Origin of the sequence: Victivallis sp. Marseille-Q1083, assembly GCF_903645315.1 — a bacterium.
Classification (GTDB): domain Bacteria; phylum Verrucomicrobiota; class Lentisphaeria; order Victivallales; family Victivallaceae; genus UMGS1518.
On record NZ_CAHJXL010000001.1, the window covers coordinates 3293124 to 3315743 of the forward strand.

Sequence of the window (22620 nt, forward strand, 5' to 3'; positions counted from 1 at the left end):
AGCAACAGGATCGGAAAAAACAAAGATTTCTCCATAAAGAGCGGCCGACGGTACATGTACCGTAAATATTTTCAATTCACTTTCCGAAGCGGGTTTTGTTCCGCAATCATTCATTCTGGACCGCGGAACGTTGCTCTTTTCATTCGGTGCCGGCGGGCGGCGTTCATTTTTTTGATTGGCGTATGCGGCATCGCCGTGATGCCGTCGTTCGGGGCCGACGAGGCGAAGCATATTCTGGTCATCAACTCCTATTCCGCCGCCGACCTGTGGACCCGGGATTTGATGAGCGGGCTGGAGGAAGCCGTCGGCTCCGGTCCCCTGCCGGTGAATTTCGACATTTTCGAGCTTGGTTTGCTTGCCCGCCCGGACAATGTTCCGGAGCCGGAGGATATCGCGGCACTGGCGAAGCGGCTGGAAGAGCGGAAGTTCGATCTGGTGATCGCCGAAAATAACGGCGCGGCCGATCTTTTCTTGGCCGGCCGATTGAAACTGCCGTCCGGAATGCCGCTTCTGCTGGCGAATTACCACGGCAAACTCGGGACTGCACGTCAAAAAGCGTTGAACGCAACCGGGATTCTGGCGCCGTTTCTGCCTTATGAAAACATCCGTTTCGGCCTGACTCTGCGTCCCGATACCGCCAGCATTATTCTGGTGGCCGGGACCGCATTTGACAACCCCGGCTGGAAGCCGTTTTATGAATTGATTCCGCCGGAGCTGCACGACAGAATAACGGTTGTCAGCGGCGGGACGCACACGACGGCCGAATTGCTGCACATCTTGGCGCAGCAGCCGCCGGAGAGCCTGCTGTTGTTTCATTCCTGGAGCGTACCTCGCGGGCAGGGGGCGGTTGACGGCAGTAAGATTCTGCCGGAAATTCGCCAGGTGTTTCCCGGCCTGATCTTTGGACGTTTCAAGTCTTATATCGACCTCGGCAGCAGCGGCGGCTGCGTGGCCTCCGGTATTGATCACGGCCGGCAGACGGGGGCGCTGGCGCTTCGGATTCTGCTGGGCGAAAAGGCTTGCGAAATTCCCTTTGAAAAAAGCGGCGCCACGCTGATATTCAATGCGCCGGACCTGGAGAGGTTCCGGATTCCGCCCGCCCGCCTTCCGGCGGGAACGGAACTGGTCAATGTGCTGCCGAGTTTCTTCGAGCGGCATTATGCGGAACTGATCCTGGCGGCGGCGGTTCTGCTGGCGGTTCTGCTGCTTTTTATCGCCGGTTTGCTCTTCCGGCGGCTGGCGCAGAAAAAAGTGAGAATGATCATTGAACATTTGCCGTTCCGGATCGGCATCGTCGACCGTGCCGGTCATATTCTTTACGCCCATCTGCCCGGTGTTCCGCAGGAAATGGCCGGGGAGTCCAATGGACTGGCCGACCGGTTTCCGGAGCCGGCGGCGACGCTGTTTTCAGAAGCGATCCGGGAGGCCTTCGGCAGCGGCAGAAAGGTGGAGCGCGACTATGAGGTTCTCGGGGCTTGCCGCCATGCGGAGTTTATCCGCCTGCCGCACAACAATCCGTTCCATACCGGCGTGGTGATGTGGATTTCCTGTGACCAAACGGCAATCCGGGCGATGCACCAGAAAGCGGCGCAGATTGCCGAACGTTTCCGGCTGACCCTGGAAGCCATCGGCGACGGCGTAATTGTCACCGACCGGGAAGAATATGTAACTTTATGGAATCCGGTGGCGGCGGATTTGACCGGAATTGCCCGGGAAGAAGCTGTCGGTCGAAAACTCGGCGACGTGTTCCACCTTGTGAGCTATCTCGACGGAGGAAAAGTGGAATCCCCGCTGACGAAGGCGCTGCAGTGCAACACGATCGTGGAGATGGCCAATCATACCGATCTGATCGACAAGAACGGCAACCGTCGTCATATTGCGGACAGCGCCTCTCCGATTCACGACGAGCAGGGAAAGGTCGCCGGCGCGGTTCTTGTCTTTCGCGACGTGACCGACGAATATCGGAAACGCGACCGGATGCGCTTGCACAGCATCATCCTGAAAACGATCGGCGAAGCGGCCCGATTCGATTATTTCCATTGCGATGCCGCCGGGCAGGTGCTGGATAATTTCGTCGGAGAGGCTTATTGGCCGAGGTCCGGCGGACAGCCGTTGCTGCCGGCGGATTGGCTGCTGCCGGCCTTCTGCCAGGCTTTTGTCGACAAGTGGCGCCGGCTGCTTTCCGAAGACGCTTCGGAGATGGTCGTCCATTATGCGGCGGGCGACCCGAAACAGCCCCGCTATTTTGAGCTCCGGGCCGTAAAATCTTACAATCCGGACAGCCGCACCTGGGAGATTTTCGGTCTGATTCAGGATGTAACCGCGGCCCGGGAAGCGGAGTTCCGTTACCGCGACAATTTGAATCTGCTGCAGGGGATCATGGAAAATCTGCCGGGTTATATTTTTGTGAAAAATGCCGATGACGATTTCCGTTATCTGCTGGCGAACCGGAAGTTCGGTGAAATCGTCGGGTTGGACAGCAAGCTGCTGCCGGGCCGCACCGACCGGGAAATCTTTACCCGGGATCAAGCGGCGGTCCGGAAATTCCACGACGACGATACCGCACTGGCCGCTTCGGGGCAGCCGTTGAATATCCGGGAAATTTTTACGAACCGTTCCGGTGAACGTTCGGTGGTCCAGACCATCAAAAATGTGATTACCAGGTCGGACGGCAAAAAGCTGCTGATCGGCATGGGCATGGACATCTCGAAACAGTATGAGCTGGAACTCGCGCAGAAACGCACCATTGAAGAATTGAATAACTTCAGCAGCACGGAACGCATCATCAACCAGACGCTGACCCGGATTACGCTGGAGCCGAGCATGGAGCAGGCGATCAACGCCATGCTCCGCATTATGGGCGAAAACGCCGGAGCCGACCGGTGTTATATTTTCCGCTATCTGGACAGGGAGTGTACAAGATCCAGCAACGATTACGAATGGGTGCGCGACGGCATCGAGCCGCAGATCGACTGCTTGAAAGAGCAGGATATGACCTCTTATCAGGCCTGGACGACCGTACTGCAGCGGCGGCAGGAAATCATCATCGAAGACATGGACCGGCCGCCGATCAGCCTGGAGAATACCGCCCGCGATATTCTGAAGCCGCAGGGTATCCAGTCGCTGCTGGCCAGCGGCATCTGGATCGACAATCGGCTTTACGGCTTTGTCGGCCTCGATTTTGTGGCGAGGAAGCAGAAGTTTTCGGAGAACAACGTTCATATGGTCCGCAGCATCGCCAATCTGTTTCTGCTGGCGCGGGAGCGGTTCCAGCAGCTTGAACAGCTTGCCGACAGCGTATCGCTGCAGCGGCAGATCGTCGATAACATCACCATTCCGATCGTTATCATGGATCTCGATTACAATGTGGTGACCGCTAATCCGCGCGTCGCCGCCGATTGCGGCATTCCGGTGGGCCAACTGTCCGGTTTGAAGTGTTACAATGTGATGTGTCGCCGTTCGTCGCCGCCGCCGTGGTGTCCGGTCAGGCGGACTTTGGAGGACGGCTGCATGCACGTTCACGAAGCGGAGGTGAAAGACCGCCGGAAAATCATTACCGCGCAGCCGCTTTTTGACCGGCGGAATCAATTGATGTACGTCTTGAAGGTCGATATCGACGTTACCGAGCTCCAGCAGCAGAAACAGGAATTGCAGAAGGCCGTGGAGCAGGCGCGGGCGGCGGATCGCGCCAAAAGCTACTTCCTGGCGACGATGAGCCATGAGCTGCGGACGCCTCTGAATGCCGTCATCGGTTTTTCCGAGCTTCTGCGGCAGGGCGGCGTTCAGCCGCAGGAGCACGACGCCTATCTCGAATCCATCCATTTTGCCGGAACTGCGCTGTTGCACCTGATCAACGATGTGCTCGACCTCTCCAAACTCGAAGCCGAGCAGATGGAAATTCATGTGTCGAAGGTGAACGTGGCGGCGCTGATCGATGAGATCGCTTCGATCTTCCGCCTGAAAGCGAAGGAAAAGAACCTTCTCTTCTCGGTGGACCATGCCGGCCTGCGGTCACTGTATCATGTCGACAATCAGCGGCTGCGGCAGGTGCTGCTGAATCTGATCGGCAACGCATTCAAGTTCACTCATGCAGGCGGCATATCGATCGAAGCGGCCTTTACCGCGCAGACGGAGGAGGCCGGCACCCTGCGCATCGCCGTGACTGATACCGGCATCGGCATCGCGCCGGAAAACCTCCGGCGGATTTTCGATCCTTTCGTCCAGGGGGATTCGATGCGCGGCGGGCGCGCCTACGAAGGTTCCGGCCTCGGTCTCGCGATCTCGCGGTGGCTGGTCGAGAAGATGGGGGGCCGGCTTTCCGTCACCAGCCGGCCGGAATGCGGCAGCACGTTTGTCGTTCAATTGGCCGACGTCCGTTTCGAAGCGGGCCGGGAAACGGCACCGGAGGAGCCGGTGGAGATGCCGTCGGCGGCGGTGGGCAATTGCCGGGTGCTGCTGGTGGATGATGTCTCGATGAATTTGAAGGTGCTGGCCGCCATGCTGAAAAAAATCCAGGTCGACAGCGAGTCGGCGACTTCCGGCGAGGAGGCTCTGAGGCGATTGCGGCAGGACGGAAATTACGACATGGTTCTGACCGACCTCTGGATGCCGAAGATGAACGGCACGGAACTGGCGGAGCGCATCCGGGAAATCCCGGGATTCGCCGCCATTCCGATCCTGGCCGTCACCGCCGACGCTCAGGTTCTGACCGAATTTCCGGATATCTTCCAGGGCGTGCTGCTCAAACCGATTACGCTGGATCTGCTTCGCGATGCGTTGCGGCGGTATTGCCGTTTCGAATACACCGGAGAAAAGCAATCATGACAACCGATTTATCTTGGAATGGGTGGGTATTCCTCCTGAGCTTTTTCGTGCTGGCCGAAGCCGCGGCGCTGGTCCTGCTGGTCCTGCGCTGCCGGAAATGGAAACGCTTGGCGGCGGCAAATGCCGAAAACAGCACTTTCTACCGGGCCGTGCTGGACGACCTGCCGGGTTACGTGTTCATCAAAGATGCGGATGACAATTTTCGTTATCTGTATATGAACCGGAACTGCGAACAACTGCCGGTGCAGGAAGCGACCGGCAACCTGGACGATGATATCCTTTTCGCCGGCGAAGCGGCGGATATCCGCGCACTGGATGCCGAAGTGATCCGTTCCGGCAGGGAAAGCATCGATTTCCGGGTCATGCGGACGCGCGACGGCCGGAAAATTGAAATGAAAATCTGGAAGCGGCTGTTGATTCGAAACGGTTCCCGGCTGCTGATCGGCATCAGTTCCGATATCACCTGCGAGCGGGAGCTGAAACGGCAACTGGCGGAACAGTTTCGCGAATTGGATGCTTCGCTGCAGGACGAACAGAGTATCAACCGTTGTCTGTCTTTGCTGGCGACGACGGATGACTTCGATTCCTGCGCTCAGTTCATCCTGGAGGAACTCGGCAACCGTTCCGGGGCCGACCGCAGCGTTGCCTACCTGTTCGACCGGGAACGCCGGGAAGTCAAGCGGGCGCACGAATGGCGACGGGAAAATCTGCCGGTGTGGCCGTCGCGGGTTGAAGTGTTCGGCGGGGAAAAGTTCGACTATTTTCGGCGGGAACTCCAGGAGCGGCGGGAAATTGTGGTCGGCGGCGCAATGCCGCCGCCGGCGGGCCTGGAATTTCTGGCGGAACGGCTGCTCCGGCTTGGCGTGCATTCGATCATGATTGCCGGCATCTGGCTGAAAAATGAATTGACGGGCGTTATCTGTCTTTACCATATGGATGAGGCGCACCCATTTGTCGGGGCCGACCGCCACCGCCTCCGTAACGCCTGCAACTTGTATGCGCTGCTGATGGAGCGGGAACTGCGATTGCAGGAAATCCAGGAAAGCAGTTCGTTGAAAGAGCAGATTTTCGCCAATATCGCGATGCCGGTGGTGATGTTCGATCTGGACTACAATATCGTGATGGTCAATCCGACCGCCTGCGATGCGCTGAAACGCCCCGAAGCGGAAGTCGTCGGCCGGAAATGTTACGAAATGTTGTGCGATTGCGCCGCGCCGCCGCAGTGGTGTCCGCTGAAACGGGTTGCCGAGGAAAAACAGGCGGTCAGCATTGACTTTGCCGGACACGGCCGTCAATATCTCGTGACCGTGCAGCCGGTATTCGGCCGTGACGGCCGGATGATTTATGGCCTGGAAACCGCCGTCGATATTTTCGAGCAGTGGCGGCAGAAACAGGAGTTGACCATCAAGAACCTGCAACTGAACCGGGTTGCGGAGCTGGCGCGCATCACTTATTTCATCGGCGACGGCGAACTCGAGGTCAGGATCATCGGCGGCAACCGCGATATCGGTTTTTCCGGTTTCGAAGAGGCGCCGGTCAATTTGCTGCTGTGGACGATTCCCGAGGACCGGCCCGAATTGCAGCGGCAGCGCGATCTGATCGTTTCGGGACGACAGGACTACGCGGAACTGGTTTGCCGCTCCGATTCCAGCGGCATGCGCCGGACTTTCCGGCTGTTGGTGGCCAGGGATTGCGACAGCGGGTGCCATTTCGGTTTCATTCAGGATATCACTGCCGATATTGCGCTGGAGAATGAACACAAAGAATTGATCCGTTCCCTCGAGGGCTACGTGGAAAATGAGCGGGTTATGAATTCCTGTCTGTCGCAGATCATGCTGGAAGAGGATTTCGACCGGAATGTCGGCAGTATTCTGCGGATTATTGCCGCCCAACTGGGGGGCGACCGCGCCTGGCTGGGGACTTTCGACGAATTCGGGCGGAAGTTTGCGATAACCCACGAATGGTTCGACCAGGCGTTTTCGGCGCTGCTGGGACAGGTCGATTCCGGATTGACCGCCCAGTTTCTGCAGTGGTACGGCCGGTTCCAATGCGATGGGCTGCTGATGGTCTCCGACACGGAGGACCGGGAGTTCGGCGACAGGCTGCGGAGCATCGGCTGCCGGACGTTGATCGGCGCTCCGATCTGGTTGGGCAACGAGCTCTACGGCATTCTCTGCATCGGGTTCCGGCGGGAAGGGCGGGCGTTTTCGGCCCAGGAGAAAAACATTCTGCGGTCGACGGCCCAGATTCTGGCTCTGGCCCAGACCCGCCAGCGCCAGTGTGAGACGGTGAGGACCTTGCATCTGCAGAGCCAGCTCATCATCAATGCGATTCCGATTCCGGTCCTGTTGTTCTCTGCCGATGGACAGCTGCTCTGCTGCAACCCGGCGGCCGGCGACCTTTGCGGCCGAAGCGTCGAAACGATGCAGCGCATGCCCTGCTTCAAAAATTTGTGCTGTTGCGAGAAAGTGCCGGATTATTGCCCGGTGTGGAACGCGATTCGCTCCGGCAAGCCTTGTTCCAGCCGTCTTTCGCTGCATCAGCGGGAATGTCTGATAGCGGCGACGCCGGTTCGCGGCCGGAACGGTGAAATCACCCATGTGCTGGAGACGGTGATCGATCTGACCGAGATTCACGAGGGCAGGCGCAAGCTGGAGGAGGCGGTGCGGGCCGCCGACACGGCCAATACCGCCAAAAGTTCTTTTCTTGCCGCCATCAGCCATGAAATGCGCACGCCGCTGAGTTCGGTGATCGGATTTTCCGAACTGCTGCGGAACGATCAGTTGCCGCGGGCGGAACAACTCGAGTACATCGAGTCGATCCATCTGGCCGGCAATGTGCTGCTGGCGCAGATCAACGATGTGATCGACCTGTCGAAACTCGAAGCCGGACAGTTGGAGATCGTTCCGCAGTGGCTGGACCTGGCCGCGTTGCTGCGGGAAGTCGAAGCGGCGGTCCGCCGGGTGTTCCAGGCGAAAGAACTGGAATTCGTTCTGGATTTTCCACCCGATTTGCCGCAGATGCAATTGGACGGAAGGCGGTTGCGGCAGATTCTGCTGAAACTGCTCGGAAATGCGGTGAAGTCGATGAAACCGGGCAAAGTGACGCTGGAGGTCCGTTTTCGTCCCGGAAGCGACCGGCACGGCGACCTTTTCATCCGGTTGCAGGATACTTTCGCCGGAATTCCGGCGGAAGAGCTTGAAAAAATCTTCCAGCCCTACAACAGCCGGCTCGACGCGGCGCGCAACAGCAGTACGCTCTTTGCTTTTGAACTCGGACTGCCGATTTGCCGGAAACTGCTGAATCTCATGGGCGGTTCCATCCGTGCCGAAAGTGAGGCCGGCCGGGGCGGCCGGTTCATCGTTGAGCTGCCGGGCCTGCCGTACCGTTCCGCGGCTGCGGCAAGCCTCCCCGCCGTTCCGGCTGCCCAACCGGTGGACGACCGGCTGCCGGCGGCGGATTCGGAGCCGCAGCTGCGCATTCTGGTGGTCGACGATGTGCCGATGAATCTCAAAGTATTGTCGGCGATTTTGCGGAAACTCAAGGCCCGGCCGATCGTGGCCCAGTCCGGCAGCGAAGCGCTGGAACTGCTGAAAAAAATTCAGGCCGATCTGGTGCTGACCGATTTGTGGATGCCGGGGATGAACGGCGATGAGCTTGCTGCCGCGATCCACCGTCTCGACGGCATGGCGAATATGACGATTTACGCAGTGACTGCCGATATGGAAGCCCGGAGCCACTTCGACGGGAAGGATTTTCACGATATTCTGCTCAAGCCCATTACGCTCGACGGGCTGCAGAAATTGCTTGAGCGGGTTCGCCGGAGTGATGATCCTCCGCACGGCTCCTCGTCAGACCGGGTTGCGGTGGTTGCTGGATAAGGAAAGGTGTTTTTGATGTACGGTAAAAAACGGTTGTGGCTCCGGCTGTTGGCGAGCCTGGGGACGGGCTGCCTCGGCTTGACGGTGTACGCGGGGGCGGGAGATGATCAGGTTTTTCGAACGGCGTCTGCCGGCGTTCCGCTTTGGGTAACGAATGAAACAGGATGGGTTGTCGCGGCCGTCATGGCTGTGCTGGCCGTGTCGGCCGGAACGGGATGCCTGTTACTCTGTCTGAAGGGCAACCGGCGTCTGAAGATGATTTTGGAGGCAATGCCCATCCACGTCGGCATTACCGACCGTTCCGGCAAGATTTACTTTTTCAGGGCCCGGCTTCCCGACGGCGCCGGTCCGCTCCGTTCGCTGCAGGATCTGCCTGAAACGATCTTGAAGATTTTTGAAGAGCCGATCAGGCAGGTGTTGGAAGACGGTCGATCCCGACGGGTCGAATATGTTTATCAGGGCCGGTGGCGCCGGGCGGAATTCGTCCGGCTGCCGAAGAAAGGATATGGCGTTGCGACGGTTCTGGGCATCTCTTTCGATGTCGATGAGCTCCACACCCTGACCGAACAGTTCCGGCTGATGCTGAAATCCATCGGCGACGGCATCGTCGCCGTGGATGCGCAGGGGCATATCATGCTGGTAAATCAGGTTGCGGCGCGGCTGATCGGCCTTCCGCGCGAAGAATTGGTCGGCAAATCGTTCGACGAGTCGGTCCGCCTGATGGGGGCGGCGGACGGGAATGGCGCCGAAGCCCCGTCCCGCCGGCCGATCGGGCTTGCGCAGACGATCGAGTTTCGCGAGCCGGTTACCCTGGCCGCTCCGAACGGGGAATGTCATGTCGCCGTCACTGCCGCTCCGGTTCGGGATGAGGCGGGCAAGGGGGCCGGCGCGATACTGGTTTTCCGGGATATCACCGCCAATGTGGAAAAGGAGCGCAAGCTGAACGAGGCCAACCAGCTTTTGCAGGCGATCCAGGACAATCTGCCCTGCGCATTTTTCGTCAAGAATGTGGATGACGACTTCCGCTACCTGATGTGTAACCGGAGTTATGCGGCGTTCCTGGGCACCGACAGCGCCGGAATCATCGGCAGGACGGACGCCGAATTGTATGACGACCCTGCGAATGTCGAAGCCTGCCGCCGCAGCGATCTGATTGCGCTGGAGCGCGGCGAAGGGGACAACAACGAAACCGTGACCGGAAAGGATGGCGGCAAGTACATTTTCCGCTGTATCAAAAGTTCTCTGACCAGGTCCGACGGCACCCGGCTCCTGCTCGGCTTGTGCATCGACATCACGCAGCAGGAGCGGCTGGAAAAAGAACGCGAAAAATTGCTGGAAAACCTGAAAAGCTATGTGGAACAGGAAAAACTGCTGAACCGGATCTGGGCGCGGCTGATGACCAAACTGGACGACCAGGAGGTGTTCACCGAAATTTTGAGGACGATCGTCGGCTTCATGGGAGCATATACCGGTTATATTTACCGTTCCGATTTTTCGATCGGCAAGGATATCGCCTATGCGGCTTTCGAAGAGGACGCTTCGCTGGAAATTCCTTTGGAGGATTATCCGGAAATGCCGATTGTGCCGGAGGCCGTCTGGTTCCAGAAGACCATGAATCACGAAATCTGGGAAGTGACGGATACTGAAACCGAGGAAGCCAGGCGCATCCAGGGCGAATGGAACCGGCATATGCCGGCGCTCGGCGTCCGGGCGCTGTGTGGAATCGGCCTCTGGCTGAACGGCAAATACTGGGGATACATCGGTTTCGCTTTCCGCGCGCCGCATGAACCGCTGTCCGCCCAGCAGAAGTTTCTGCTGATTTCGATGGCCCATATCGCGGAGATTTTCCTCGAGCGCAAGCGGAGCCGGCAGGATCTTGACCGCAGCGAATATGAAAAACACCTGATTCTGGACACCATGAACATTCCGATCATGCTGTTCAATCCGGACATGCAACTGATCCGCTGCAACAATGCCGCCCTGGCAATCGCCGGAAAGTCGGAAGAGGAGGTTTACCGCCTCGGCTGCCAGGAGGTTTTCTGCGGCGAAAAGTGCCGTTCCCGGGATTGCCCGGTGCGGCGAACCCATGACGACCTCATGGTGCACACCCGCGAGTTGCACCTGAAGGATCGCGATTATCTTCTGCGCGCCAATCCGATCGTCATCGACGGCAAACTGGTTTACATTATGAAAACCATGCTCGATGTGACCGAATTCAACGCGATTCAGAAGAAACTGACGACCGCGCTGCAGGAGGCGCAGGCGGCCAGCAAGGCCAAGAGCTATTTCCTCGCCACCATGAGTCATGAAATCCGCACGCCGCTGAATGCCGTCATCGGCTTTTCGGAGTTGTTGAAAGGCGGCGACCTGTCGCCGGAAGAGCAGATGGAATACCTCGATTCGATCAATCTGGCCGGCAATTCGCTGCTCCGGCTGATCAATGACGTACTTGATCTTTCGAAACTGGAATCCGAACAGATGGTGCTGATGCTCCAGCCGACCGATCTTTCGGCGCTGTTCCGGGAAATTCAGGCGGTGTTCCAATATAAAGTCCAGGAGAAGAAACTGTTTTTCCGAATGGATTGTCCGAATGGCCTGCCGTTGCTCAAGGTGGACAATCTCCGGTTGCGCCAGATTTTACTCAACCTGATCGGCAACGCCGTGAAATTCTCCGAACAGGGAGGAATCACCCTTGCCGCCGACTTCCGCCCGGGCAGGGATGCGGCGCGGGGAACTCTTTTCATCCAGGTTCGCGATACCGGGATCGGCATCGCGGAGGAGGCCCGGCACCGGATCTTCAAACCCTTCGTGCAAAGCGATACGATCCGCGACACCCATGTTTATGGCGGCACCGGCCTGGGGCTGGCCATCTGCCACCGGCTGGCGGAGCGGATGAACGGTAAAATCATGCTTGAAAGCGAAGTCGGCAAAGGAAGCTGTTTTATCGTCCGGCTCGATGAGGTCGAACCGGTGACGGACAGCGGCGAACGGCCGGCGGCGGCGTGCGCGGAAGCGCCGACGGATTTGCAGAAGCTGCGCCTGCTTCTGGTCGATGATGTGCCCATGAACCTCAAAGTGCTTGCCGCTATGCTGCGTAAGCTTGATGTGGAAAGCGTCTGCGCCGGGTCCGGCGGGGAAGCATTGAATATCCTGCAGGACGACCGGAATTTCGAAGTCGTTCTGACCGATCTGTGGATGCCGGGGATGAACGGCGTGGAGCTGGCGAAAAAAATTCGTCAAAACCCGTTGACCGCCCGCCTTCCGGTGATTGCGGTCACCGCCGATGCCGAATCGCGGGACAATTTCGCCATCGAACATTTTGCCGGCCTCCTGCTGAAGCCGGTCACGCTGGAAAAACTCAATGAAATTCTCGATAAATTTCATAAAAAAGCAACGGAAGCCGTTCCGGGCGCCTGACGGAACTGCTGTTTTCGCTTTCGAATGGGAAACGGGCGGCAAACTTGCCGGTTGCGGGAGATGCCGGGATGAAACAGAGTCGGATGGCTCTGGTGGCCGCCCGGATTATTTCAAGCAGGTTCCCGCCAGCAGGATTCCGCCTGCGGCGGCGAGAATGCCGGTGACGTTCTGCAGGGAAACGTTCAAAGCGAATTTGATATACTGTTCGTTGAGCAGATAACGGGCGCTTTCGAGGGCGAAGGTGCTGAAGGTGGTAAATGCGCCGAAAAAGCCGATGAACAGGATGGGGAAATAAGCTTCGTAATGCTGAAATTTCGTCCGGCAGAGCACCAGGCAAAAGCCGGCCAGAAAGGCGCCGGCAACATTGACGGCAAGCGTTCCCCAGGGAAATCCGGGCAGTAAATGATTGATGGCGCGCGTACATCCGTACCGGATGACGGTTCCGGCAAAACCGGCCAGTCCGGCCAGCAGCAATATCTTCATACGGCCTCCCGAGAGGGGGCGGCAATGAAAAAGCCGACACCCTGTTTGTTTTATGGAAATCACCAGCCGCAACCGGCCGTTCGGCGTAACGCCGGAAGGAGAACTTCATTTCCCTGTGCGGGAATAATATACATGCCGGCCGGGGGGCGTTCAAGGATACGGTCGAATTTTCTACCGGCTCGGAAGGCGCATGGCTTGCCGTGATATTTCTTCCGGGCTTGTCAGGCGTTGTCGGCTGTGGCAAATAAATATTCATTATTTCGGCAAACCAGACCGGACGGATCGGCACGCCGGCAACTGGTCTGCAACTGCTGTAAATTCGGCATTCTCGACCTGAAATATACGAGCTGGGGAAATTTGGAAAGCCTGGGGATGGTAAACGGATCACTGAAAGCAAAGCGTTGCGGCGTGCCTGAGGCCGCCGGAGCGGACCAAGGAGGTTCCGGCGCGTTTCGCCGGCGTCAATGTCATCCCGGGGCTGCTTTATTGTGGTATTAGCAGGGGCGGAAGAGAAAAATCCGGCTTTTTTGCAGTTGCCTATTGACTTTTGCGTGGTTTTGTGGTATCATATCAATATGACAACATGGGGGTCGGACGATGGATCTGGTAGAATTGAACTATGAACGTGTCGCCAAAGAGCTGTTGCAGGAGGCCGCCAGCAGCCGGGCGGCGGCGTTCAGCCGTTTGCCTTCGGAACGGGATCTGGCCAGGAAATACAACTGCAGCCGGGTGACCATCCGCAAGGCGTTGGAGAGACTGAAGGCCGACGGCTGCGTTTCGACGGTCAAAGGGCAGGGGAATTTCTGGCTGGAACTGAAAAACGAGCCGAAAAAGGCCGATCGGGCCGAAAATCTCCATGTTGCCATCGTCGTGTTCAATTTCGGCATAGCCGACAGTTTTATGTGCTTTTTGAACGGCGTGCAGCACGCCGCCGAGGAAAATTGCCGCTGTCAATACAGCATTTATCACCTGGATGCCACGCTCGGCGATACGCCGGGGAAATATACGGCGCTGGAAAAAGCCGACGGTTATCTGGTCACCGGCGATTTCCGGCTGAGCGATTTGAGCTGGTTCATCAACACCCGCAAACCGATGGTGGTGCTCGGCCAGGCCAGCGACCAATCGATGCTGACCCTGCCCAATCGGCCTTTTTCGCTGGTCCGGCAGGATTCGTTGACCGGCTGGAGTCTGGCGGCGGCGCAACTGCTGGCGCGCGGCTGCCGCCGGCCGGCGGTGTTCGTCGCCAGCAACCACCAGGGGTATCGGGAACGGTTCCAGGGGGTGCAGCTGGCCTTGCGCAATGCCGGTTTGCCGGAGGAGAACGGCCGGCTGGTCGTCGCCGATACGATGGTCAGCACCAACGGCATTCCCGCCTTGCAACTGTTCGACGCGTTCGACCGGCTGTGGCAGGAAGCACCCGACTTCGACTGTCTGCTGACCACGGTGGAACCGTGGATGGTGGTGATGGCGGCACAGCGGCGCGGTATTGCCCGCGAACAACTTTTTCCGGTTATTTCGGAGTGCCTCTACCCGGATTTCGGCGCTCAGATCTTTGAAATCGATACCCTCTCCTACGATCAGTATGTGCTGGGCATGCAGTGCAGCAAATGTCTCGGCGACCTGTTCGACGGCCGCACCGGCTACACGGTGGTCAACGTCTGTCCGCTGTTCATCGACGGCCGGGCGCGTTCGGCGGCGGTCACCGATCCGCGCCACAATCACTAAAGAGAACGCTTGCCTGGGCGACGGCGGGTTGATAGGTTTGAATTTATAAAGTTCTAAGCAGTTATAAATAATAATTTGATAAAAGTTGGTGTGTCATGTGGAAAAAATGGTGTTCGATTTTCTGGATGCTGGGGTTCTGTCTCGGTGGAAACGGTATCGTGCTGGTCGAGAACGGAAAGTCCGGATATGTGATTTACAGCGCAGCCGATGCGACGGCGGTTGAAAAAAATGCCGCGGCGGAGCTGCAGGAATACGTTGAAAAGATCACCGGCTGCCGGCTGCCGGTCGTCGCGGCGGTGCCGGACGGGACGGCAAAGGTGGTTTTCGTCGGTGATTCGGCGGCGGCGCGGCGGGCCGTGCCGGAATATTGGCCGGAGGCGTGGCGCCAGGACGAGATTTTGATCGCGGTCGACCCGGCCGGACCGCTGGTGTTGGCCGGCGACGCGCAGCGCGGCGCGCTGTACGCGGTCGATACCTGGCTGGAGGATTGGTGCGGCGTGCGCTGGTGGACCTGGTACGAGACGGAGATTCCGTCGCTGCCGACGCTGGAGCTGGAGCCGCAGTGCCGCCGTTACGCTCCCGTCTTCAGCCTGATCCGTCAGGTATTCTATCCGGATGTCAACGAACATCCGCAATTTCTCGCTCACCTGAAGCTCGACGGCGCCCGTCACCACCCGCTGCCGCCGGAGTGGGGCGGCAGCAACAGCATTTTCTGCCATACCCAGTTGAGCGGCTGGCAGTTGGCGCCGGAGACCTACTTTGCCGATCACCCGGAGTGGTACGCCGAACGCGACGGCAAACGCGTTTCGGACGGCCAGCTCTGCCTGACCAATCCGGCAATGCGGCGGGAGATGATCCGGAAGGTGAAGGAGAATCTGCGGGCGCTCGACGGCGCGAAAGTCGTCGATTGCAGTCAGGCCGACAATCAGACTTTCTGCTGCTGCGCGACGTGCCGCGCTGCGGAGGAAGCGCTCGGCGGTCACAGCGGCCTGATGATCGACTTCATCAACGCAGTGGCGGCCGGCGTGGAGCAGGAGTTTCCCGCCGCGATCGTCTGCACGTTCGCTTACGAGTACACCCGCCGGCCGCCGGATAACCCGGCGGTCCGGCCGCGGCACAATGTGATGATCCGGCTCTGTCCGATCGAATGCAATCTGGCCCGGCCGTATGATTCCACCCCGGAACAGTGTGAAGTCAACAGCGAATTCGCTGCCGATTTGAAGCGCTGGAGCGAAATCGCGCCGCATCTGATGATCTGGGATTACTGGGCGAATTTCATCGATCCGTTGATTCCCAGTCCGCTGTGGGGAAACGTCGCCGGCAACTTGCGTTTCATGGCGGCAAATAAAGTGACGGCGGTACTCGCCGAACATTGGGCGCCGGCGTTCGGGGAGTTCACTGCCCTGCACCAGTGGGTCGGCGCCCATCTGTTGTGGAATCCCGACCTCGATGCGGCGGAATTGACCCGGGAGTTCGTCACCGGCTATTACGGCGGAGCCGCCGCGCCGTATATCCTCGACTATCTGGCGCTCCAGCAGCGGGAAATTGATTCGCATCCGAAATTTCATCTGTCGATCTTCACCGGCGGAACATCCGGCTGGCTGAGCCTGCCGGCGATCGAGCGGATGCGGAAATTGATGGCGGAAGCAGCGGAGGCGGTTGCCGCCGATCCGGTCCTTTCCCGGCGGGTGGCCAGGTTGAAAATTCCGGCCGACGTCGCCTATCTGACCCGGCCGGAATTCACCGTCTGGTCGGCGCTTCAGCGAATCGACCGGCGGACGCCGGAACAGCCGCCGGCGGAGCTGATCCGGGAGGTGGTGGACAATATCAAAGCCTGCATTGCCGAAACGAAGGCGCTGGGCCCTTGTGCCTGCAGCGGAACCGAGGATTGCGTCCTGGGCTATTCGCGCTCGGTCTGCCGGATGGGCATGGACGTCGAAGCATTTGCCGCCGCGTTGAAAGATTTATACCGGACCGAACCGCTGCCGCTGCCGTTGCCGCTGCCCGACGGATTGAAGGAGACGGAATGCGTGGTGGTGCCGGCGACGGATTTCTCCCGGAATGCCGATGCCGTCGCGGTCGAAGACCCGCCCGGCAGTCCGTTTCCGGTGTTGCGGATTGCCACCCGGAAGCTCAATTGGCTGACTTTCCGTTACGGCATCTTGCCGGAGACACCGGTCCGGCCCGGGTTGAGCTTTGACCTCTGGGCGTTGCTGCGCGTTGAAAAGGCGACGACCCGGCCGGTGCTCTGGTGCGGGATCTGGTATCCGCTGATCCGGCAGGAACTGGGGTTCCGGGTCGGTGTGGAGGGAACGCACTGGCAATGGGTGAAGCTGGGCAATATCCCGTTTCTGAACCGGGCCCAGCCGTTTCTGGCCGGCCTTGAAGTGCCGGAAGCGGAATATTTATACTGTGCGGCAATTGTTCTGGCGCCGCCGGCGGGACAGGAGAATTGACGATGACGGTTCTGGAAAATCAACAGGAGAGAATTGTTTTCGACTCCGGCACCGGCGCGGTGGCGGCGCTGGAACTGGCCGGATTTGCGTTGCTCAAGCCGCAAGAGGTGCTTTTCGAACTCGGCTTCCGCGACAACCGGAACGAGTTGAAGATTCTGTCCTCTTTGGATTTCGCTCTGACCGCCGAAGACTTGCCGTCCGGTGTCGAATTGACGTTTGCCGGACAGCGGAGTTATCCGGCGCTGCGGGTGACGATGACGGTTCGCCGGCTGGCGGGGGGCGGCTTCGGCTTCCATCCGGTTGTCGCCGGCATTCCGGACGGGTTGCGCCTGGAATGGATCGATCCGGTGTTTCTGCTGCTGAAAGATGCCGGGGGCCAGTTGTTCCAGCCGCGTCAGGAAGGCTGGCTGCCTCGCGACCCGATGAACGCCTGCTACGGCAAGCCGGACTATCCCTATTACAACCATTATCCCGGTTACATGCCGATGCAGTTCACCGCTTATTATTATCCGGAAGCGGGCGTTTATTTTGCCGCGCATGACTTTTCTCACGCGACCAAGGCGATCGAATGTGTGCCGACCGCCGGCGGCCCGCGGCTGGCGTTCCGGTTGTTCTGCGGCAGCGCCGGCGCCGCAGACTGGTATGACGGCGGGTTCGATTTCGTCGTTCGCCTGTTCCGGGGCGACTGGATGGACGCTTGTGAAATTTACCGCGACTGGGTCGAAGATGATCCGGCGCTGCCGCCGAAAGGACAGTTTCCGGCCTTTGTGGATGACTCGCCGGTCTGTGTCCTTTATCCAGTGCAGGGACACGGCGCCGATAAAGGCGAGATGGCGCCGAACGAATATTTTCCGTATTGCAACGCCTTGCCGGTCGTCCGGCGTTACGCGGAGGCGTTCGACAGCCGGATCATGGCATTGCTGATGCATTGGGAAGGAACCGCGCCGTGGGCGCCGCCTTACGTCTGGCCGCCGCTCGGTGGGGAGGCGCTGCTCGGCGAATATCGCGATGCGCTGCATCGCGAAGGGCATCTGCTGGGCGTTTACTGCTCCGGCACCGCCTGGACGCAGACCAGCAGCATCAACGCCTACAGCCGGGTCGAACAGTGCGAGCAGCAGGGGCTGGAACGTTACATGATTCGCGGACCGCACGGCGAATTGCGCGCCCATATCTGCAACGGCGAACACGAACAGCGCCTCGGCTATGACATGTGTGTCAGCGAACCGTGGGTGAAACGGACCTTGCGGGAAGAGGCCGTCAAACTGGCCCGGTTCGGCATCGACTATGCGCAGTTCTTCGACCAGAATCTCGGCGGCGCCTCCCATCTGTGCTGGGCGAAGCACCATGCGCATCCGGAAGTCCCCGGCGTCTGGCAGACGCGCAATATGGCGAAGCTGATGGGAGAGCTCAATGCGGCGATCCGGGCGGAACAGTGTTCGATGACGCTCGGCTGCGAATGCGCGGCGGCGGAGCCGTATTTGAAATATCTGCCGTTCAGCGACCTGCGTTTCTTCTGCTGGATGGGCAGGGACGGGCTTTCGGTGCCGGCCTACAGTTATGTTTTCCATGAGTACGTCAACAATTTCATGGGCAACCAGGGCGGCACGTTGCAGCAGTTGAACGCCGCGGAAAATCCGGACAATCTGCTCTACCGGCTCGCCTATGCTTTTACCGCCGGCGATCTGTTGAGCGTGGTACTGGGTTCCGGCGGCAATATCATCTGGTGTTGGGGTATCAGTTGGGATACCGCTTTGCCGGAGCAGCAGCCGGCGATCGATTTCATCCGCCATCTGACGGCTTTCCGCAGACGGCATGCCAAATTTCTGCAATACGGCCGCCGGCTGAAAACCCCGGCGGCGCTGGACGGGGAGCGCTGGAGCCTGAAGACGTTCAACGCGGTTTACGAGCTCGATGCGTTTCTGCATTCCGCCTGGCGCGCTCCCGACGGCGAAGAAGCGCTCGTCGTCGCTAATTTCCAGCGGCATTGCCAGACGATCCGGCTGACGCCGGCGGCGGCGGCGCTGGACGGCCGCTCCCGGCCGTGGGAGCTGGTTTTGGAGCCGTTGCAGGCCCGGCTGGTCCGCATCGTTCGGAAATAGCAAATTCAACTCTCGGAGAAACAGATTGTCAACCCAAACAGGAAAGGACAAAAAAATGTTGAAAAGAGTACGGTTTACATTGATTGAACTCTTGGTCGTGATTGCGATCATCGCCATTCTCGCCAGCATGTTGCTGCCGGCGCTGAGCAAGGCCAAGGCGATGGCGCAGCAGACCAGATGTCTGAACAATCTCAAACAGATCGGCTTGGCGGCGATGCTGTACGGCAATGATTTCGACGACCGGATCATCCCGGAATATCTCGGCTGGGGCGTTTCCGAGGTGTGGCCGGTGGAATTGACGATTGACGGTTATCTGTCGCAGGAGGTGCTGCTCTGCCCGATGTGGGGACTGGCGCGAACGGCGGTCGGGCTGCACGATCCCGACGCCGGGGCGTTGAGCGCCGGCGGCCGGGCGGCGACCGATTACGGCATCGCGATCATCAACGGCAGCGTCGGCAACGGTTTCGGGAACTGTTACAAATTCAGCGGTATCGACCGTCCGACCGAAGCCGGGTTGATGGTGGATAGCTGGAACACCACTTTTTTCTGGGAAGGCGCGCCGTGGCAGGCCGATCCGTTCGTCAATCAGGCCGGCAGCGGCACTACTCCGACATTGCATGGCGGTTGGACCGACTGGCGGCACCGCGGCGAATCGCTGAATTGCCTGCTGGTCGACGGGCATGTTGAAAACCGGCGGAGCAAGGAGCAGTTTTCACCCGATTCCGACAATTCGACCCAGTACTTCGGCAACTGGGGCAAATATTGAGCAACGCACTGCCGCGGACCGTCGCCGATCCGGTCCGCGGCGATTTTTTTGAGAATATGATCATGGAAACGCATTGTCCCGAGGAAAGTCTGATGCCGTTCTGGTTCTGGAATGGCGAAGTTACCGAAACGGAGCTCATCCGGCAGCTCGAACTCGCCGCCGCCTCCGGTGTCGACGGCCTGGTTATCCATGCCCGGCGCGGCAACCGGATTGCCTATTTGAGCGAACGATGGTTTGCGCTGTGGCGCTGTGCCTGCCTGGCGGCGCGCCGGCTGGGATTGACGCTGTGGATTTATGACGAAGAGGGCTTTCCCAGCGGCACCGTCAGCGGGCGGCTGCCGAAACTCGGCGAAGCGTTCCAGCAGAAATTCCTCTCGTTTCTGGAGATGACCGCCGGTGAGGCGCTGGCGGCCGGCAATGTCGTCCGTTTTTTCGACCGTGCCCGGCCGGACCGGCCGTTGAGCCGTGCGGAAATCCGGCCGGACATGACGTTGCTGGTCTTCCAGCGCGGTCTCAATCCGGCTTCGGTTGATTTTTTCCAGCCGTCACTGACCGAAAAGTTTCTCGAATTGACCCATGAACAGTACCGGCGCCATCTCGGCGAATTTTTCGGTACGACGATCACCGGCGTCTTCACCGACGACAGCCACCTGCTGGAGCCGGGCGGGCCGCGTTTGGCTTATAGCGATGATTTCGAGGCGGATTTTGCGGCCCGGCACGGTTACAGCCTGCTTGACAGCCTGGGCCGGCTGGTCGACAATCTGCCCGATTCCGGCCGGGTGCGCCGTGACTATTACCATTATTGCGCCGAACGTTTCGCCGCCGCGTTTCTGCGGCCGGTCCGGCGTTGGTGCGAGGCCAACTCACTGGCTTTTTACGGCCATTTATGCGGCGACGAAGGGCCGTTTCATGTCATTCTGCGCAAGAGCGCCGATCCGTCGCTTTACTATCGGGAATTTGCCGCGCCGGGCGTCGACGATTATCTGAGTTTTCATTTCGAAGGCCGTTATCTGCGCGACCCGGTCAATTCGCTGCAGGGCGGCGGCTGGTTTTGCCGGACGCCGGGTTTTTCCGCCGCCAATTTGATTCGGGCGGCAGTCAGCGTCTCCGCCCAGACCGGCAACGGCAACTGCATGGCTGAAGTCCTGGCCAGCCTCGGCTGGGGCGTGCCGCCGGAATTGCTGCGGGCGCATTTGAATTTTTTCCTGCTGCACGGCGCCAACCAGCTGGTGCCGCATTATTTCGGCTACTCGACATCCGGCGACACCAAACGCGACCATCCGGCCAGTTATTTTTTTCAGGAACCGTATTTTGCCGTCTCGAATGATCTGTTCCGGGATGTCCGGCGTTCGCGCCGGCTGCTCGGCTACGGCCGGCCGGCGGCCGGAGTGCTGGTCTGGCATCCGATCGATTCGGTTCAAACCGCGACCGACGGCGGTGTCATCGAAGAACCCGGTGCTTTCCAGCCGGTCCGGCCCGGCTGCCGGCGCGACTGCGCCTTTTACAGCGGCATGCTGGCGGAACTTGATTTGGCATTGAGCCGGCGGCAGGTGCCGTTTCACTTCGGTTTCGAGTCGATCGTCGCCGAGTGCGGTTCGGTGTGCGGCGATCTCCTCCAAATCGGTTCGGCCGCCTACCGGACGGTCATCTTGCCGTGGCTGGAGGCCTTGCGCCCGTCGACCGTCGAATTGCTGCGGCGCTTCCACGCCGGCGGCGGCCGGCTGTTGATTCTCGGTTCGCTGCCGGATGGCGTGGAATTGCCGGGCGAACGGTATGATTCGCTGGAGACGATGCTGCCGCAAATTCCGCCGGCATTTGACTTGCGGACGCCGGTTGACGCCGACGCGCGGGAAATCGCCGTCGGAATGCGCATTCACCGGGGGCGGATGTTCTGCAGCCTGGCCAATTTCAACGATCACGACTGCCAGGTTTCGATCGGCGGCGTGCCGCCGGATTGGCTGCTTTACGAACCGGTCGACGATGTTGTAGCGCCGCTTCCGGAATCGCTGAGGATCGGGCGTTTCCGGATGGTGCACCTGCTGCCGGCGGCGTTGGCGGAAACCCTGCTCGGTCCGGCCGGGCGGAACCGTTGCCGCCCGGAATTGGCGACCGGCCGTTTTCCGCTGCCGCGCGTCGGCTGGCGGATTGCGCGTACCCGGCCGAATGTCTGCCTGATCGACCGTTTCGGCGCGCCCGGCAGCGAGGTGGATTGCGTCGACAGTCAGGCGTTCAGCCGGTTGAGCGGGCCGACCGGCTTCCACCGGACGGTGGTTCTGCCTTGCCGGCTGCCGAAACTGACGTTCGGTTTCGAGCCGGAAGGGCTGGAACGGCTGCAGTTCAATTATCGCGATCTGCTGCATTTGCCGCGAACCGTCCACGACGCAACGCCTGATCTGGCGGAAGTCGATTTAACCGGCCTCCAGCAAACCGGCGTCAATCTGCTGCATCTGGTCAATCGCCGGCGGCGGCTGGAATATTGTTATTTGTTTGGCGATTTCCGGGTGGGTATCCGCGGCCGGGACGTGGAAGTGATGGCGGATGCGCCGCTTGATTTCGGCGATCTGGCCGCGCAGGGACTGCCGTTTTATTGGGGAAGCGTCCGCTATTGCCTGCAATTTGAATGGCCGGAAAAACCGCGGGGAAGCGAACAATTGGTATTGACCGGCGAATTGGCCGGGGTGGCGGTGACGCTGAACATGGTGGCGTTGCCGGCCGACAGCGGCGCTTCGGTCCGCATTCCGCTGCGGGCGGCATTGCGGCCGGGAACGAATCGGCTGACGATCGAGGTGTACAACACCGCGCAGAATTTTTTCGGTCCGCACCGGAAATTTGCCCAGTTGGAACAACGCACCGCCTGGTATCCGCAACCGTGCAGTGCGGATTTTGCCGGCAGCGACGCCTTTTCGTTGGCCGGGTTCGGTTTGTTCGACCTCCCGTACATCGAATATTGATGAAAAATTGGCCCGGCA

General features: G+C 59.6%; 9 protein-coding genes. 8 read left to right on the forward strand and 1 reads right to left on the reverse strand.

Features of this window, described 5'->3' with window-relative positions:
* Positions 1-171: 171 nt before the first annotated feature.
* From HWX74_RS13630 to HWX74_RS13640, 3 genes are read left to right on the forward strand one after another with little or no spacing between them, the layout of a single operon-like run.
* A complete protein-coding gene (locus tag HWX74_RS13630) occupies positions 172-4824 on the forward strand; it encodes a PAS domain-containing protein (protein ID WP_176014054.1) in 4653 nt (1550 codons plus the stop codon).
* Positions 4821-8705 (forward strand): PAS domain-containing protein, encoded by a 3885-nt coding sequence (locus HWX74_RS13635; protein WP_176014055.1) that lies wholly within the window; start codon positions 4821-4823, stop codon positions 8703-8705. Before HWX74_RS13630 ends, HWX74_RS13635 begins: the two co-directional genes overlap by 4 nt.
* Positions 8706-8720: 15 nt before the next feature.
* Positions 8721-12122, forward strand: coding sequence for a PAS domain-containing protein (locus HWX74_RS13640; RefSeq protein ID WP_254872354.1), 3402 nt, complete (start codon positions 8721-8723; stop codon positions 12120-12122).
* 105 nt (positions 12123-12227) lie between these two features.
* Here the strand turns inward: HWX74_RS13640 and HWX74_RS13645 are convergent, their stop codons facing one another.
* Positions 12228-12605: a CrcB family protein gene (locus tag HWX74_RS13645; RefSeq protein WP_176014057.1), complete on the reverse strand. Its 378-nt coding sequence runs from the start codon at positions 12603-12605 to the stop codon at positions 12228-12230.
* A 597-nt stretch (positions 12606-13202) separates the two neighbouring features.
* Between HWX74_RS13645 and HWX74_RS13650 the strand changes: the two genes are divergently transcribed.
* The 5 genes from HWX74_RS13650 (at position 13203) to HWX74_RS13670 (ending at position 22602) form a co-directional block, all read left to right on the forward strand.
* On the forward strand, positions 13203-14330 hold the full coding sequence (locus HWX74_RS13650) for a GntR family transcriptional regulator (protein ID WP_176014058.1): 1128 nt from the start codon (positions 13203-13205) through the stop codon (positions 14328-14330).
* 95 nt (positions 14331-14425) lie between these two features.
* Positions 14426-16786, forward strand: coding sequence for a DUF4838 domain-containing protein (locus HWX74_RS13655; RefSeq protein ID WP_176014059.1), 2361 nt, complete (start codon positions 14426-14428; stop codon positions 16784-16786).
* A gap of 2 nt (positions 16787-16788) precedes the next feature.
* Entirely contained in the window at positions 16789-18885 is a 2097-nt protein-coding gene (locus HWX74_RS13660; RefSeq protein ID WP_176014060.1) for a DUF6259 domain-containing protein, read from the forward strand.
* 55 nt (positions 18886-18940) lie between these two features.
* The gene (locus tag HWX74_RS13665; protein WP_176014061.1) at positions 18941-19651 is read left to right on the forward strand and encodes a type II secretion system protein; all 711 of its coding nucleotides are present in this window, start codon (positions 18941-18943) and stop codon (positions 19649-19651) included.
* Positions 19648-22602, forward strand: a complete 2955-nt coding sequence (locus HWX74_RS13670; RefSeq protein ID WP_176014062.1) for a hypothetical protein — start codon at positions 19648-19650, stop codon at positions 22600-22602. Before HWX74_RS13665 ends, HWX74_RS13670 begins: the two co-directional genes overlap by 4 nt.
* Positions 22603-22620 lie beyond the last annotated feature (18 nt).